Below are 16,016 nucleotides of genomic sequence, written 5' to 3'. Positions count from 1 at the left end.
CCGCTGAGGGTGTGCCGGCGAGCGTCCCGGCTCAGCGGGCGCCGGGCTCGTGGACGAGCTTGGTGTTGACGAACTCGCGGATGCCGAGCGTCCCGAGCTCGCGGCCGGTGCCCGAGCGCTTCGTCCCGCCGAACGGCAGGTCGGCCATCGATCCCTGCATCGCGTTGACCCACACCATCCCGGTCTCGAGCCGGGCGGCGACGTCGGCGGTGGCGTCGGGGTCGCTGCCGAAGACGGCGCCACCGAGCCCGAACGGCGAGGCGTTCGCGACGGCCACCGCCTCGTCGGCGTCGGCGACCCGGTGCACGACGGCGACCGGTCCGAAGAGCTCCTCGTCGAAGGCGCGCATCCCCTCCGTGACCCCGGTGAGCACGGTCGGGGTGACCCAGGCCCCGGGTCGGTCGGGTCGCTCGGCGCCGCCGACGACGGCCGTGGCACCGTGGTCGAGGGCGTCGCGCACCTGCTCGACGAGGCGCTCGGCGGCGGCCTCGGACGAGAGCGGGGCGAGGGTGGTCGCGGGGTCCGCGGGGTCGCCGGGGGAGAGGGCGGCCAGCGCCGCGGCGAACCGCTCGAGGAAGGCGTCGTGGACGGCGTCGACGACGAGGAAGCGCTTGCCGGCGTTGCAGGCCTGCCCGCAGTTCTGCATCCGGGCGTTGACGGCGTGCTTGACGGTGCGCTCGAGGTCGGCGTCGTCGAGGACGATGAACGGGTCGGAGCCGCCGAGCTCGAGGACGACCTTCTTGAGGTGGCGCCCGGCCTCGGCCGCGACGGCCGAGCCGGCCCGCTCGCTGCCGGTGACCGAGACGCCGGCGACCCGGGGGTCGGCGACGGCGGCGGCGACCTGGTCGTCGGTGGCGAGGAGGACCTCGTACGCGCCCTCGGGGAGGCCGGCGTCGCGCCAGACCTCGGCCGCCGCGAGGGCCGATCCGGGGCACTGGGGCGCGGGCTTGACGAGCACGGTGTTGCCGGCGAGGAGGTTGGGGGCGGCGAGCCGGACGGCCTGGTAGTGGGGGAAGTTCCACGGCATCACCCCGAGGAGCACCCCGATCGGCTCGTGGCGCAGGGTCGCGCGTCCGCCGTGGCGCGGGGTGAACACCTCGTCGGCGAGCATCGCCGGGCCGTCCTCGGCGTAGTAGGCGCAGATGTCGGCGACGAGCCCGAGCTCGCCGAGGGCCTCGCGGGTGCGCTTGCCCATCTCGCGGGTGACGGCGGCGGCGAGGGTCTCGCGCCGCTCGGCGAAGAGCTCGCCGGCGCGGCGGACGACGGCGGCCCGCTCGGCGAGGAGGGTGGCGCGCCAGGTGCGGTGGGCCGCGTGGGCCCGGGCGAGGACGGCCTCGACCTCGGCATCGGTCGCCGTGGGGTACTCGGCGACCTGCTCGTTCGTCGCGGGGTCGACGACGCGGTAGGCGCTCATCCTGGGGGCTCCTCGGGGTCGGCGTGCGGTCGGGGCTGGTCCGTCGACTCTCGCACGGTCGCCCGCGCGGCGGGACGACCCGGTCGGGGGGTTCGGGCGGTGGTCGGCCCCCCGTCGTCCACAGGCGGGGCCTCGCGGGCCGTCGTCCACAGATGCCCTCGCGGGGGTGCCGCCGGGAGGGGTCCGGCCGGTTGGCTCGGGGCATGGACACGACGACGGGAGGCCGGCCGCCCGGCCCGCGCGCCGGCCTCGGCCGCTACGGCGAGGACCTCGCGGCGCGCTACCTGCGCGAGCGGGGGATGCAGGTGCTCGAGCGCAACTGGCGGTGCGAGCACGGTGAGGTCGACATCGTCGCCCTCGACGCCGGCTGCCTCGTCGTCTGCGAGGTGAAGACGCGCTCGGGCACCGGCTTCGGCGAGCCCGTCGAGGCGGTCACGGTCGCCAAGGCGATGCGGCTGCGCCGGCTCGCCGCCGCCTACGTCCGCGACCGTGGCGGGCACCCGGGCGGCCTGCGCATCGACGTCGTCGGCGTCCTCTGTCGTCGCGGCGCCCCGCCGGAGGTCCGGCACGTCGTCGGGGTCGGGTCGTGACGTTCGGGCTCGGGCGCACCCGCGCGGTCGCCCTCACCGGCCTCGTGGGCACGCTCGTCGACGTCGAGGCGCACATCGGGCAGGGGCTGCCGTGCTTCACCGTCGGCGGGCTCCCCGACACCGCCTGCGGCCAGGCCCCCGACCGGGTGCGCTCGGCGGCCGCGAGCTGCGAGGTCCCCGTGCCTCCGCACCGGGTCACGGTCAACCTCTCGCCGGCCTCCATCCCCAAGCGGGGGTCGGGGTTCGACCTCGGCATCGCCGTGGCCGTGCTCGCCGCGGCCGGGGTCCTCGGCCGCGACGAGGTGCAGGACGTCGTCCACCTCGGCGAGCTGGCGCTCGACGGTCGGCTCCGCGGAGTGCGCGGCGTGCTCCCGGCGGTCCTCGAGGCCGCCCGCCGTGGGGTGCGGCACGTCGTCGTGCCCGGCGAGAACGTCGCCGAGGCCCAGCTCGTCCCCGGAGTCACGGTGCACGGGGCCACCTCGCTCGCCGAGGTCGTCCGCTGGTACCGGGAGGCCGCGGAGGGGGTGGCGCTGCCGGTGGCGCCGCGGCAGCCGGGGCGGGTCGGGCCGACGGTCCCGGGGGTCGACCTCGCCGACGTCGTCGGGCAGCCGGAGGCCCGGGCCGCCCTCGAGCTCGCGGCCACCGGGGCGCACCACGTCCTCATGACCGGGCCGCCCGGGGTCGGGAAGACGATGCTCGCCGAGCGCCTCGTCACCGTCCTACCGCCGCTGAGTCGCGAGGAGGCCCTCGAGGTGCACGCGGTCCGCTCGCTCGTCGCCCCGGTCGGCGAGGTCGCCGTGCTCGAGCGCACGCCGCCCTTCGTCGCCCCGCACCACTCCACCTCGCTCGCCGCCCTCGCCGGCGGCGGATCCTCCACGGTGCTGCCCGGCTCGGTGTCGCAGGCCCACCACGGCGTCCTCTTCCTCGACGAGGCCCCCGAGTTCCGCAGCTCGGTGCTCCAGGCGCTGCGCCAGCCGCTCGAGTCCGGCGAGGTGGTCATCGGCCGCTCGCGGCAGGTCGTGCGCTACCCGGCGCGCTTCCTCCTCGTCCTCGCGGCCAACCCCTGCCCGTGCGGGATGGCCTTCGGCAAGGGGGTCGAGTGCACCTGCGAGCCGCGGGCCGTCCGCGGCTACCTCGGCAAGCTCTCGGGTCCGCTGCTCGACCGGGTCGACCTGCGGGTCCACGTGCCCCCGGTGCGGCGGGCCGCCTTCGCCGAGGAGGCCGGCGAACCGAGTGCCGCGGTCGCGGCCCGGGTCCTCACCGCCCGGGCCGCCCAGGCCGACCGGTGGTCCGCGGGTGGCTGGGCGGTCAACGGGCTCGTCCCGGGCCACGTGCTGCGCCGCCCGCCATACCGGCTGCCCGCGGCCGTCACCGTCGCGGTCGACCACGCCCTCGACGCCGGCCGGCTCACGCTCCGCGGCTACGACCGGGTGCTGCGGGTGGCGTGGTCCGCGGCCGACCTCGGGGGTCGTACCGTCCCCTCGCGCGACGACGTCGCCACCGCCCTGACCCTGCGGCGGTCCGAGGGCGTGGTGGCGGCGTGAGCGCCCGCGTGCCCCCGCTCGAGCGCGACGACCGCTGGGCCCGGGTCGGGCTGTCCGCGCTCGTCGAGCCGGGGAACGGACGCATCGTGCGCTCGCTCGCGGCGGTCGGGGGAGCCGAGGCGCTGGCCGCCGTCCGCGAGCGGCGCGCCGGCTCACCCGAGCTCTACGTGCGCCTCGAGGGCTTCGACCTCGAGGAGATCGCCCGGCGGGTCCGCGCGTGCGGCGCACGCGTGCTCGTCCCCGGCGACCCGGAGTGGCCCGACGCGCTCGACCGGCACCGCCACCCGCCGTACTGCCTCTTCGTGCGCGGCGACCCCGACCTCGCGCGTCTCTCGGAGCGTGCGGTGTCCGTCGTCGGGTCGCGGGCGGCGACCCACTACGGGCTGCGCGTGGCCGCCGAGATCGGCGAGGGCCTCGCCGCCCGCGGCTGGACCGTCGTCAGCGGGGCCGCGTTCGGCATCGACGCCGCCGCCCACCGGGGTGCGCTCGCCGCCGAGGGCTCGACCGTGGCCGTCCTCGCGTGCGGTGTCGACGTCCCCTACCCCCGTGCCCACGAGCGGCTCATCGACGCCGTCGCCGTGGCCGGTGCCGTCGTCAGCGAGGTGCCGCCGGGGTCGGACCCGATGCGCGGCCGCTTCCTCGCGCGCAACCGGATCATCGCCCTGCTCGGCCGGGCGACGGTCGTCGTCGAGGCCGGGCTGCGGTCCGGGTCGCTGTCGACGGCCCGGGAGGCCCGCGACCACCACCTGCCGGTGGGCGCCGTCCCGGGGCCGGTCACGAGCGCGACGTCGGCCGGGTGCCACGAGCTGGTCCGCGAGACGGACGCGGTCCTCGTCACCGACGCCTCCGACGCCGCCGAGCTCGCCGCCCGGATCGGCGACGAGCTCGGACCCCGCCGGGCGGCCCCTCCGCTGCCCACCGACGCCCTCGACCCCGTCGAGTACGCGGTCTGGGCCGCGGCCCCGGTGCGGCGCCGGGCGACCCCCGAGCGGCTGGCCGTCCTCGCGGGCACCGACCCCTCCCGTGTCCCGACCGCGTTGGCCGTCCTCGAGGCGATGGGCCTGGTCGACGTCGAGGCCGGCCGCTGGCGCAAGACCCCCGTGGGCGCCCTCGGCCGGGGCGGGCCGGCGACCTGACCCGGCGCCGACGCCGAGCCGGCCTGCGGGGTCGGCCGGCGGCTGCCCCGACCTGCGGGAACACCGTCGGCACCGACATGGACGAACGGCCATTCCTGCGGCGGTTCTCGTTGCGTCCCGCACGGCGCGGTGCGACGGTGTCGTGGTGACCGTCGTCCGCCATGAGGTGCTGTCCGCCTTCGAACGCCACCTGCGTTCCGAGCGCGGCCGCTCCGAGAACACCGTGCGTGCCTACACGCGCGACGTGGGCGCGTTCCTCGACGAGGTCGGGGCCGACGACGACGCGGCACTGCGGGCCGTCACCCTCGCCGACCTGCGCGGGTGGCTGGGCGCGGTGGCGCGCGGCGGCGCGGCCCGCTCCACGGTGGCCCGGACCTCGGCCTCCCTCCGCACCTTCTTCCGGTGGTGCGAGCGCACCGGCCGGGTCGAGCACGACCCGTCGCTGCGGCTCGCCGCCCCGAAGCGCCGGCGCACCCTGCCGCCGGTCCTCGCGCAGCGCTCGGCCGCCTCGCTCCTCGACGTCGCCGCACTCGCCGCGGACGACGACGACCCCGTCCACCTGCGCGACCGCGCGGCTCTCGAGCTTCTCTACGGCACCGGCATCCGCGTCGGTGAGCTCGCCGGGCTCGACGTCGACGACGTCGACCTCGACCAGCGCGTGCTGCGCGTCGTCGGCAAGGGCGACAAGGAGCGGCGCGTTCCTTTCGGCGTCCCGGCGCGCGAGGCCGTCCTCGAGTGGCTGGCCCGCGGGCGTCCGGCCCTCGCCACGGCCGGCAGCGGCCCGGCCCTGCTGCTCGGCCGCCGCGGCCGGCGGGTCGACCCCCGCCAGGTGCGCGAGGCCGTCCACCGGCTGCTCGCGCACGTCCCCGACGCCCCCGACCTCGGCCCGCACGGGTTGCGGCACAGCGCCGCCACGCACCTCCTCGAGGGGGGAGCCGACCTGCGCATGGTCCAGGAGCTGCTCGGCCACGCGTCGCTCGCGACGACCCAGATCTACACCCACGTCTCCGTCGACCGCCTCAAGCGGTCCTTCGCCCAGGCCCACCCCCGTGCCTGACCCCCACGACGGCGGCGGCGACCCGGCCGCGGACGCGCGCTACTCCGAGTGGATCTCCGAGGTCCGTCGGCTCTACGTCGAGCCCAAGGGGCCGGCCGAGCTGCACGTCCCGGCCGAGCTCGAGGACGACACCCCCGAGCCTCGAGCGCGCGGCCGCGGACGCCTCCTCGGCCGTCGCCGGCACCAGGCGCCGGAGGAGGTCGTCGCTCCGGTGGCGCCCTCGCCGGCGCACCCGAGCCTCGCGGACCTCATCAACGCCCAGCCGTCGGCCGCGCCCACCGAGGCGCACAGCGCGCCGGCGCCGGACCCCCGGCCCTACAACCTCGAGCCGGTGCCCGCCGACGAGGTCCTTGCCGAGGTCGTGGTCGAGGACGAGGCGCCGCACGACGAGGTGGCGCTCGCCGACGACGTGTCTGCCGAGGTCGTGGTCGAGGACGAGTCGCCGGTCGACGAGGTGGCGCTCGCCGACGACGTGTCTGCCGAGGTCGTAGTCGAGGACGAGTCGCCGGCCGACGAGGCGCCGAGCGGGTCCTCCTGGTGGGACGACGCGCTCGCGACCGATGCGCCGACCGCCGACGACGACGAGCCGGAGGCGGCGCGTCCTGCCGCGTCCTCGGTGCTCGCCGACGACCCGTCCTGGACCGTCGACACCGTCGCCGAGGTCGAGGCGGAGGACGACCCCGGGTTCCGCGCCTGGCCCGCCGAGCCGGTGGCCGACGGCGAGCCGGTGGACGACGAGCCCGTCTTCGAGGCCTGGCCGGTGACCGTCGACGAGGCCACCGCGGCCACGGACCACGAGGCGACGACCCCCGTGGACGACACCGAGAACCGGCCTGCCCCCGAGGCGCCGCACCGACGGTCGTGGTGGGACGAGGGCGAGCTGGCCGAGGACGACGAGGCCGACACCGCCGCGGCGGAGATGGACCCCGAGCCGGACGCGGACACGCTCGCGACCCCGGCCGCCCCGGCCGCGCCGGAGCCGCCGGCCGAGGACCCCGCGCCCCGCCGCGGAGACCGACACCGGGCCTCCGGCCGCGGCAGCGGCCGGTCCTCGCGCCGAACGGGTCGCTCCGCCGCGCCGGCCCCCGCCGAAGACCCCGCACCCCACGTCTCGGGTACTCCTGCCGAGACCTTCGCCGCGGCCCTGCTCGCCGCCGAGGCCGAGCAGGGCGACGGGGCCCAGCAGGCCGACGTGCCCGAGCGCCCCGAGCGGGCCCAGGGCCACGACGCGCCCCTGAGCCGCGCCGAGACCCGCGCGGCGGCCCGCCGGGCCGAGCGCGCCCGCACCGCCCGCCGTCGTCGCGCGCTCGTCGCGGCCATCGTCCTGCTCGTCGTCGTGGCGGCGGCGTGGTGGGTCCTGCGGCCGCACGCGACGGCCTCGGCCGACACGACCACCGCGCAGCACGCGGCGGCCGTCCTGCTCCACTCCCCGCACGGCGGCGGCCCGCTGCTCGGCTGACCCGGAGCGCGGGCCCGGCCGGAGGAGCGCGCCCTCGGTCCCGGTGCGAGCACCACCTCACGGCCCGGGTCCCGTCGGGAGCAGCCGGACCCTCCCACCACCGGTGAGCAGCGGGAGCGGGTCGAGGTAGCCGACCCCGCGCCGGGCCCCGAGGTGGAGGCAGGCCGCCGACCCGCAGTGCGAGCCGGCCGACCGCTCGAGGGTGCCGAGCACGTCCCCCGCCGCGACCGCGGTGCCGGCGCCGACGGACGCCGCGACCGGCTCGTAGGTGCTGCGCAGCCCGTCGGAGTGCGTGACGGTGACGGTGCCGCGCCCGGCGACCACGCCCGCGTGCGTCACCGTCCCGGCCTCGACCGCGCGCACGACCGCGCCCGGTGCGGCCGCGAGATCGAGGCCGCGGTGACCACGACCCCACGACGACAGCGGGGCGTCGAAGGGCCGGACCACCCGGGGCACCGGCGCCAGCGGCCAGCGCCAGCGCGCCGCGGGGGAGGGCGGCGGGCGGGACCACCCTGGCCCGGCCCGGGGCGCCGCAGCCGACGGGGCCGCCGGGCCGGCGAGCAGGAGCCCGCCCCCGGAGCCCCTCGCGTCGAGCGCGACCCAGGGGCCGGCGAGCCCGACGGCGGCCAGGGCGGCCAGGGCGGGGAGGAGACGGGGCCCGGTCATGCCCCGACCCTCGCCGCTCGGCCGGTCGGGCCGCGACCCCCGACCCGGCGCCTGTGGACGGCGTCGAACCCGGGGCCCCCTGTGGACGAACGAGCCGGCGCCCGACGACCGGGCGGTCAGCCCGCGCGCAGCGCCTCGAGGCGCCGGCACGCCTCGTCGAGGACCTCGTCGCGCTTGCAGAAGGCGAACCGCACGAGGGACCGGGACGCCTCCAGGTCGTCGTGGAACGCGGACGCCGGCACCCCGACGACCCCGGCCCGGTCCGGCAGCTCGAGGCAGAACGTCTCGGCATCGACCACCCCGAGCGGCGCGGCGTCGGCGAGGACGAAGTAGCCGCCCTCGGGGACCGGCACCGCGAACCCGGCCGCCCGCAGCCCCGCCACGAGCCGGTCGCGCTTGCCGGCCATCGAGGTCGCGAGACCGGTGAACACCGCGTCCGGCAGCCCGAGCCCCACCGCGATCGCCGGCTGGAACGGCCCCGAGCCGACAAAGGTCAGGTACTGCTTGACCCCGCGCACCGCCGCCACCGCCTCGGCCGCGCCGGTCACCCACCCGACCTTCCACCCCGTCGTCGCGAACGTCTTGCCGCCCGAGGAGATCGCGAGCGTCCGCTCCGCCATCCCCGGCAGCGACGCCATCGGCACGTGCGGCCGCCCGTCGAAGGTCAGGTGCTCGTACACCTCGTCGGTGACCACCCACGCGTCGTGCTCGCGGGCGAGCGCGGCGACGAGCTCGAGCTCCTCGCGGCTGAAGACCTTCCCCGTCGGGTTGTGCGGGGTGTTGAGGAGGACCAGCCGCGTGCGCTCGGAGAACGCCGCGCGCAGCGATGCCTCGTCGACCCTGAAGTCCGGGAACCGCAGGAGGGAGGTGCGCCGCACCCCGCCGGCCAGCGCGATCGTCGCCGCGTAGCTGTCGTAGTACGGCTCGAACGTCACGACCTCGTCGCCCGGCCGGACGAGCGCCAGCACGACGGCCGCGATGGCCTCGGTCGCCCCGACCGTCACGAGCACCTCGCGGGCGGGGTCGACCCGCAGCCCGTAGAACCGCTCCTGGTGCGCGGCGACCGCGTCCCGCAGCTCGGGGACCCCCGGCCCCGGCGGGTACTGGTTGCGCCCGGAGCGGATCGCCTCGACCGCGGCGTCGAGCACCTCGCGGGGTCCGTCGGTGTCCGGGAACCCCTGACCGAGGTTGACGGCGTCCTTCTCGAGCGCCAGCTGCGTCATCGTCGCGAAGATCGTCGTCCCGAACTCGGTCAGCGCGGGGTGGCCGGGGATCGAGGGCATGGCTCGCAGGCTACGCGGGCGAGGGCTCGTCCTCCGGCCCCTCCACCGCGTCGGCGTGGGCGATGTGGTCGAGCTGGCGCCACACGAGCAGCAGCGTGACCCCGGACCCGACGAAGGCGAACCAGAACGGCGCCGCCGGGCCGAACCGTTCGGCGATGACGCCGCCGAGGAACTGCCCGACGAGCAGACCGCCGACCAACCCCACCCAGTAGACCGACCCGACCCGGCCCTGGTACTCCTGCGGCGTCGCGCGCTGGCGCACCGCCGAGGAGAGCGAGCCCCAGACGAACGCGTAGGCCCCGAAGACGACCATGATGGCCACCGCGAGGACCCACACGGTCGTCAGCGCGAGGGCGAGGTGGGTGACGACCTCGAGGAGCAGGCAGGCCTTCATGAGCGCGGCGAGAGGGATCCGCCGCTCCAGCCACCCGTACGAGAGGACCGAGGCGATGCCGCCGACCGCGGAGGCCGTCGTCAGCAGGCCGAAGCCGATCGAGTCGACCCCGAGCCGCTCCTGGGCCCAGTAGACGAGGACGCCCCACGGCGCACCCCACGTGATGTTGAAGACGAGGATGACGACGGTCAGCGTGCGGACCGGGGCGTTGTGCGCGATCCACCGTAGGCCGTCAACGATGTCGCGCCCCACGTGCTGGTCCGGCCGCTCGCGCTCCATCCGCGGCAGGCGGACCCGTGCGAAGAGCCCCACCGCGAGCAGCAGCGACAGCGTCTGCACCCCGAACGGCACCGCCGAGCCGAGGGCGAACAGCGCCGCGCCGACGGCCGGCCCGACGAGCTGGTTCGCGACGAGGAAGCCCGACATCTGACGCGCGTTGGCGAGGCCGAGGTCGGCGGGCGCGACGATCATCGGGAGGATGGCCCGCCAGCCGGTGTCGGCGAAGACCTCCGCGGTGCCGACGAGCAGCAGCAGCCCGAGGAGGAGCCCGATCGACAGCACCCCGGTGAGCAGGGTGGCCACGAGCACGGCGAGGACGACGACGCGGGCGACGTTGGCGGCGATGACGACCCGCCGCCGGTCGACCCGGTCCGCGACCGCGCCGGCGTAGAGACCGACGACGAGCCCGGGCAGCCGCTGGACGACCGCGGCGGCGGCGATGAGGACGGGGGAGCGGGTCTGGCTGGCCACGAGCAGCGGGCCGGCCGCGAGGGCGATGCCGTCACCGACCTGGCCCACCCACGAGGAGGCGAGGTTCCACCGGAACGCCGTGCCCATCCGCGGCGGGGCGATGGCGTCGAGGATCCGGCTCACGAGGTCGAGACGCTACCCCCGCCCGCCGACCGGCGCGCGGGGGTGTGCGCGCCCGCCGGACGTCCTCGCCGATTTCCGCAACCGGCCCCCTGAGACGTACGATGTCCGACGGCCTCCGTGTGCTCGCACACGGGTGCCACATCTCGCGCGTCACTCTCCCTGCGACGAGGCTCGTCCACCGAGCAGGGGCGCACCACGGCAGTGACGACCCGGCCCCCTGGGGTCACGGTCGTCCGGGGTGCGTCGCGGCGCCAGGCAGGTGGGTCCACCCTCACGGGCTCGGGCACCACCGACGCAACTGACAACCACAGATCAAGGAGAACGACGATGGCCGTCGTCACCATGCGCCAGCTCCTCGAGAGCGGCGTCCACTTCGGGCACCAGACCCGTCGCTGGAACCCGAAGATGAAGCGCTTCATCATGACCGAGCGCAACGGGATCTACATCATCGACCTGCAGCAGTCGGTGACGTACATCAACAACGCGTTCGAGTTCGTCAAGGAGACCGTCGCCCACGGCGGCACCATCCTCTTCGTCGGCACCAAGCGCCAGGCCCAGGAGCCCATCGCCGAGCAGGCGACGCGCGTCGGCATGCCGTACGTCAACCACCGCTGGCTCGGTGGCATGCTCACCAACTTCCAGACGATCTCCAAGCGCCTCACGCGCCTCAAGGAGCTCGAGGAGATCAACTTCGACGACGTGGCCGGCTCGGGCCGCACGAAGAAGGAGCTCCTCATGATGAAGCGCGAGAAGGACAAGCTCGAGAAGACCCTCGGCGGCATCCGCTCGATGTCCAAGGTCCCCTCGGCGGTCTGGATCGTCGACACCAAGAAGGAGCACCTGGCCGTCGACGAGGCCCGCAAGCTCGGCCTGCCGGTCATCGCGATCCTCGACACCAACTGCGACCCCGACGAGGTCGACTACAAGATCCCTGGCAACGACGACGCCATCCGCTCGGTCACGCTCCTGACCCGCGTCATCGCCGACGCCGTCGCCGAGGGCCTCATCAGCCGCTCCGGTGGCCAGGCCGCCGCGGGCGAGGGCTCCACCGAGGAGCCCCTCGCCGACTGGGAGCGCGAGCTCCTCGCCGGTGATGCCGACCAGGCCGCCGAGGCCACCGCGCCCGAGGCCGGCGAGACCGCTGCCGCGGACGCCCCCGAGGCCGCGGACGCAGCCGCCGAGGCTCCGGCCGCCGAGGAGGCGCCGGCCGCCGAGGCCGCCACCGAGACCGCCGACGCCGACGCCGACGCCGACAAGGCCACCGCCGAGCAGTCCTGAGGTCCCGATCGGCGGGGGCGGGCCCCCGGGCCCGCCCCCGCCGTCCTCTTCCCCCCCACGAAACCGAGCGAGTTAGGACACCATGGCGAACTACACCGCCGCTGACATCAAGGCGCTCCGCGAGAAGACCGCGGCCGGCATGATGGACGTCAAGAAGGCCCTCGACGAGGCCGACGGCGACATGGCCAAGGCCGAGGAGATCCTGCGCGTCAAGGGCCAGAAGGGCGTCACCAAGCGCGAGGGGCGCACGACCTCCAACGGTCTCGTCGCCGCCCGTGCGGGCGCCGGCGAGGGCACCCTCGTCGAGGTCCTCTGCGAGACCGACTTCGTCGCCAAGGGTGAGCGCTTCGGCGCCCTCGCCGACCAGGTGCTCGAGCAGGCCGTGGCCACCAAGGCCGCCGACGCCGACGCGCTCCTCGACTCCACCCTGTCCGACGGCAAGTCGGTCAAGGAGCTGCTCGACGAGGCGAACGCCACCATCGGCGAGAAGATCGAGGTCAAGCGGGTCGCCCGCCTCGAGGGCGAGAACGTCGTCTCCTACCTGCACAAGACGAGCCCCGACCTGCCCGCGCAGATCGGTGTCCTCGTCTCGACCGCCGGTGGCGACGAGCAGACCGCCCGCGACGTCGCGATGCACGTCGCCGCGTTCAGCCCGAGCGTGCTCACCCGCGACGACATCGACGCCGAGACGGTCGAGAACGAGCGTCGCGTCGCCGAGGCCACCGCGAAGGAGGAGGGCAAGCCCGAGGCCGCCCTCCCGAAGATCGTCGAGGGCCGGGTCAACGGGTTCTTCAAGGAGCAGGTGCTCCTCGAGCAGCCATTCGCCAAGGAGCCGAAGAAGACCGTCGCCAAGGTGCTCGACGAGGCCGGCGCCACCGCCACCGGCTTCGCGCGCTTCCGCGTCGGCAGCTGAGCCGCCGCGCTGTCCGCAGCGCCACCACGCACGCCGCCCCCGGGACCTCCCGGGGGCGGCGTGCGTCCGTGTCAGGGGTGTCGGCCGGCGGCCGGGCGGGTCAGGAGGTCCACCAGGTGCGCGTCCCCGACGCGACGACGCACTGGGCCGTCCCGACGCAGCGGATCTGGGTGTTGCCGAACCACTCGTCGCCGACGAGCATCGACGTGCGCGCCCACTGGGTGCCGTCCCAGGCGACGAGGTGGTCCCACGAAGTGGCAAAGCAGCGCGTCGGCGACTGGCAGCCGACCCCGCTGACGTACCCGGGGGTGGCCACCGGCGGGCGCCATCCCGCACCCGACCACACGGCCGACTGCTGGCCGCTCGACAGCAGGCAGAAGGACGCGCTCGTGCAGTCGAGGGCGGCGTCGGCCTGCACGTCGATCGGGGCGGTGCTGCGACCCGACCACCGGCTGCCGTTCCACGTGGCGCTGCGCCCACCCTCACCGACCGCGAGGCAGAACGTCGACGACGGGCAGTCGACGGCGATCGTCCCGCCGAGGTCGCGACCGAGCGAGCCCGGCTCACCCCACGACGAGCCGGTCCACCGGCGCACCGTGTCGGAGTACAGGAGGAAGCACGACGTGGACGACGAGCAGACCACCTGGCCGTAGGCGCCGTACACGCGGTCGAGCACCCGCGGGCCCCAGGTGCCCGAGCGACGGACCCGCCAGTCGGCCTCCGAGGGGTCGGTGGTCATGCACGTGGTGCCCGCGCAGTCGAGGAACGAGGGTCCCTCGGACAGCACCGCGCGCGGCCAGCTCGCGCCGCCCGACCACTGGAGGACGTTGCCGTAGGAGTCGGTGGCGACGCACGCCGAGACGCCGGTGCAGTCGAGCCCGGTGAAGCCGCCCGTGGAGTTGGCGAAGGTCGAGCGGGACGTGAACGCCGACCCGGTGAAGCGGGTGTACCGGCCGCGCAGGTCGACGACGACGCACGACGACGAGGACGCGCAGTCGAGCGAGCGCTCGGTGTTCATGCCCGTGCCCAGGCCGTACGCCGTCCACGTGTGGCCGTTCCAGCGCAGGGCGTTGGCGTCGGTCGGGCCACCGAGCGCGCCGACCGCGAGGCAGGTCGTCGTCGTCGGGCAGGACAGGTCCATGAGCGAGAAGAGGTTGAAGCCGTGGACGTCCTCGGCCCGCGCGCGGGCCGACCACGAGGTGCCCGACCCGACGCGGAAACCGTCGCTGCCGAGGAACATGCAGAACGACGCCGTGGCGCACGACAGCTCGCCCTGGTAGTCGGTCGCCAGCTTCGTCGTCGTGACGGTGGACCCGACGGCTCGGTGGACGTAGACGCCGCCGCCTCGCTGGGTGAGGAAGTGGCAGGTCGAGGTGGGGCAGGACAGCTCGGTGGCCCCGGCCCGCGACGGGACGCTGACGGTCGAGGCGATCGCCCCGTCCTGCCAGCGCAGCAGCTCGGGACCGGAGTCGGACCCGGCGTCGGTGGTCAGGCCGCAGGCCGTGGCCGCCCAGCAGGAGACGTCGGTGACGCCGTACGGGAGGTCGGTCACCGTCCAGGCGCCGGCGCTCCAGGTGGCGACCTGCTGGGTGTAGAGCGCGGCCGTGCACGAGGTCGTGGTGGCGCAGGAGACGGCCCGGAACTGCAGCGCGCCCGGCTGGCCGGGAGGCAGGCTGCCCGAGGCGCTCCAGCTGCCGCCGGACCACACCCACGAGTGGCCCCACTGCCCGACCGCCAGGCACCACGTCGTCGTCGGGCACGAGACGTCGACGGGGGTGCCGGTGAAGGGGCTGACCGTGGCCGAGCTCCAGCGCAGGGGCGTGGTCTCGGCGACCGCCTGCGCCGCCTCCGAGGCGTCGCCGGCCGCGTCGAGCGCGAAGACGGCGTAGGTGTACGAGGCGCCGGGGGCGGCCGTGGTGTCCGTCGCCGAGAGGGCGACCCCCGAGGCGACGAGGGCGCCACGGTAGGGCGTGCGCAGGCCGGTCGCGGCGTCGGGGAGCCGGCGGACCTCGTAGCTGCGGGCGCCCGGGCTCGACGGCCAGCTGAGCGCGACCCCCGAGGGCCCGACCGTGGCGGTGAGGCCCGACGGCGGGTCGGGCAGGCTGCCGACGAGGAACTGGTCGACGAGCGAGGCGACCTGGTCGACGACGAGGTGCACCGACGACGCCGACGACACGGTGAGCCGGATGCTCCCGTCGGCGCCCGACGGCACGACGACGAGGGCCGCCCGGGCGGTGCCGACCGGCACCGTGAGCTGCGAGACGTTGGGGGTGCCGGTGCCCTCGGCCGAGACGACCACGTGCCCGGCCCGCGCCGCGCCGACCGCGGTGACGTTGAGGACCGCCCCGCCGCCCGCCCACACGGTGCGGGTGTCCCCGGGCTCGACGATGCCGCCGTCGCGCCGGGTGTCGAGGAGGCGCTGGGGCGCCTTCGGGGCGAGCGCTCCGGGCAGCGCCGGGGTGCCGGCGACGGTGTGCGCCACGACGTCGACGACGACGTGGGCGGAGGCGCCGGGGGAGAGGCGGAGGTCGACCGTGCCCGTGGGGGACAGGGCGGTCGTCACGGCGTTGGCGATGGTGCGTCCCGCGACGAAGTTCACCGAGGAGGTGCTCGCGCGCCCCGCTCCCGGGTCGACCGGTGTGACGGCGAGCCAGCCACCGGCGCTCGGGTCGACGACCGTGACGTTGAGGGTGACGCCCCCGACGTCGGCCGGGACACCCGCCCGGCCGGTGACCTGCAGCCGGGTGAGGCCGCCGGCGGGGACGGCGCCGACCGGTGCGCCGAGGCCCGTGCGCGTGTCGAGCAGCCGGGCGGGGGCCTGCGCCACGGTCATCCCGGGGTCGACGGGGTCGCCGGCCGAGACCCACCCGGAGACGTCCGCGACGAGGCGGACGGTGCCGGACCCGGTGTAGCGCAGGCTGACCGTGCCGTCGGCACCGAGGGGGACGGTCGTGAGGTTGGTGACGACGTCGCCGGCCCACACGTTGAGGGTGGAGGCGGTGGGCAGCGGTGTGCCCGAGGGGAAGACGGTGACGTGGCCGTTGCCGGTGGCGTCGGCCACGGTGACGTGCAGCGTGACGGCCGCGACGTCGGCCGAGGGGACGCCGGCGCGGCCGGCGACGGGGACGACCGTCGTCGACCCGCCCGCCCGAGGGCCGGCCGGCGCGCCGAACCCGCTGCGGGTGTCGAGGACGCGCTGCGGCCGGACGGCGTGGAGCGCCCCGGGTGTGGACGCGTCCTCGGTGGCCGCGCGGACCGCGGACGGGGGGACCGCTGCGGCCGACGTCAGGGGCGCGGCGGCGCCCGTCACGAGGGCGAGGGAGGCCAGCGCCGCCCCGACCGTCCGGACCCACCGTCGTGCACGCATGAGCTGTGACCCCCTGGCCTCGTCGCACCCCCGGCGCTGCGG

Annotated in this window: 12 protein-coding genes; 7 read left to right on the top strand and 5 right to left on the bottom strand. The window is 76.1% G+C overall.

Annotated elements, in window-relative coordinates; translation table 11 throughout:
- Nucleotides 1-31: 31 nt before the first annotated feature.
- Nucleotides 32-1,414 carry an NAD-dependent succinate-semialdehyde dehydrogenase gene (locus tag JQN70_RS08530; RefSeq protein ID WP_204130892.1) on the bottom strand — a complete coding sequence of 461 codons (1,383 nt, stop codon included), beginning with the start codon at nt 1,412-1,414 and terminating at the stop codon, nt 32-34.
- A gap of 203 nt (nt 1,415-1,617) precedes the next feature.
- Between JQN70_RS08530 and JQN70_RS08525 the strand changes: the two genes are divergently transcribed.
- The 5 genes from JQN70_RS08525 to JQN70_RS08505 all read left to right on the top strand — a co-directional run bounded on the left by JQN70_RS08525 (nt 1,618) and on the right by JQN70_RS08505 (nt 7,200).
- On the top strand, nt 1,618-2,004 hold the full coding sequence (locus JQN70_RS08525) for a YraN family protein (RefSeq protein WP_204130891.1): 387 nt from the start codon (nt 1,618-1,620) through the stop codon (nt 2,002-2,004).
- Nucleotides 2,001-3,548 carry a YifB family Mg chelatase-like AAA ATPase gene (locus JQN70_RS08520; RefSeq protein WP_204130890.1) on the top strand — a complete coding sequence of 516 codons (1,548 nt, stop codon included), beginning with the start codon at nt 2,001-2,003 and terminating at the stop codon, nt 3,546-3,548. Before JQN70_RS08525 ends, JQN70_RS08520 begins: the two co-directional genes overlap by 4 nt.
- Nucleotides 3,545-4,684, top strand: coding sequence for a DNA-processing protein DprA (gene dprA / locus JQN70_RS08515; RefSeq protein ID WP_307835875.1), 1,140 nt, complete (start codon nt 3,545-3,547; stop codon nt 4,682-4,684). The genes JQN70_RS08520 and dprA overlap by 4 nt, the downstream gene beginning before the upstream one ends.
- A gap of 145 nt (nt 4,685-4,829) precedes the next feature.
- Nucleotides 4,830-5,741 carry a tyrosine recombinase XerC gene (locus JQN70_RS08510; RefSeq protein WP_204130888.1) on the top strand — a complete coding sequence of 304 codons (912 nt, stop codon included), beginning with the start codon at nt 4,830-4,832 and terminating at the stop codon, nt 5,739-5,741.
- Entirely contained in the window at nt 5,734-7,200 is a 1,467-nt protein-coding gene (locus JQN70_RS08505; RefSeq protein WP_204130887.1) for a hypothetical protein, read from the top strand. Before JQN70_RS08510 ends, JQN70_RS08505 begins: the two co-directional genes overlap by 8 nt.
- A 57-nt stretch (nt 7,201-7,257) precedes the next feature.
- On the opposite strand, the gene JQN70_RS08500 is transcribed toward JQN70_RS08505, so the two are convergent.
- The 3 genes from JQN70_RS08500 to JQN70_RS08490 all read right to left on the bottom strand — a co-directional run bounded on the left by JQN70_RS08500 (nt 7,258) and on the right by JQN70_RS08490 (nt 10,416).
- The gene (locus JQN70_RS08500) at nt 7,258-7,866 is read right to left on the bottom strand and encodes a murein hydrolase activator EnvC family protein (RefSeq protein ID WP_204130886.1); all 609 of its coding nucleotides are present in this window, start codon (nt 7,864-7,866) and stop codon (nt 7,258-7,260) included.
- A 116-nt stretch (nt 7,867-7,982) separates the two neighbouring features.
- Nucleotides 7,983-9,149 (bottom strand): pyridoxal phosphate-dependent aminotransferase, encoded by a 1,167-nt coding sequence (locus tag JQN70_RS08495; RefSeq protein WP_204130885.1) that lies wholly within the window; start codon nt 9,147-9,149, stop codon nt 7,983-7,985.
- Nucleotides 9,150-9,159: 10 nt separating this feature from the next.
- On the bottom strand, nt 9,160-10,416 hold the full coding sequence (locus JQN70_RS08490) for an MFS transporter (RefSeq protein WP_307835874.1): 1,257 nt from the start codon (nt 10,414-10,416) through the stop codon (nt 9,160-9,162).
- A 327-nt stretch (nt 10,417-10,743) separates the two neighbouring features.
- Here JQN70_RS08490 and rpsB point away from each other — a divergent pair, with 327 nt between their 5' ends.
- On the top strand, nt 10,744-11,694 hold the full coding sequence (rpsB, locus tag JQN70_RS08485; protein ID WP_204130884.1) for a 30S ribosomal protein S2: 951 nt from the start codon (nt 10,744-10,746) through the stop codon (nt 11,692-11,694).
- 82 nt (nt 11,695-11,776) lie between these two features.
- Nucleotides 11,777-12,607 (top strand): translation elongation factor Ts, encoded by an 831-nt coding sequence (gene tsf, locus JQN70_RS08480; RefSeq protein WP_204130883.1) that lies wholly within the window; start codon nt 11,777-11,779, stop codon nt 12,605-12,607.
- Nucleotides 12,608-12,707: 100 nt separating this feature from the next.
- Here tsf and JQN70_RS08475 read toward each other — a convergent pair whose 3' ends face one another.
- Nucleotides 12,708-15,974, bottom strand: coding sequence for a fibronectin type III domain-containing protein (locus JQN70_RS08475; protein WP_204130882.1), 3,267 nt, complete (start codon nt 15,972-15,974; stop codon nt 12,708-12,710).
- Between the last annotated feature and the right edge of the window lie 42 nt (nt 15,975-16,016).

The organism is Phycicoccus sonneratiae (genome assembly GCF_016887965.1).
Taxonomy (GTDB): domain Bacteria; phylum Actinomycetota; class Actinomycetes; order Actinomycetales; family Dermatophilaceae; genus Phycicoccus; species Phycicoccus sonneratiae.
The sequence above is the reverse complement of the archived record's forward strand: the minus strand, read 5'-3'. Positions and strand labels throughout refer to the sequence as shown.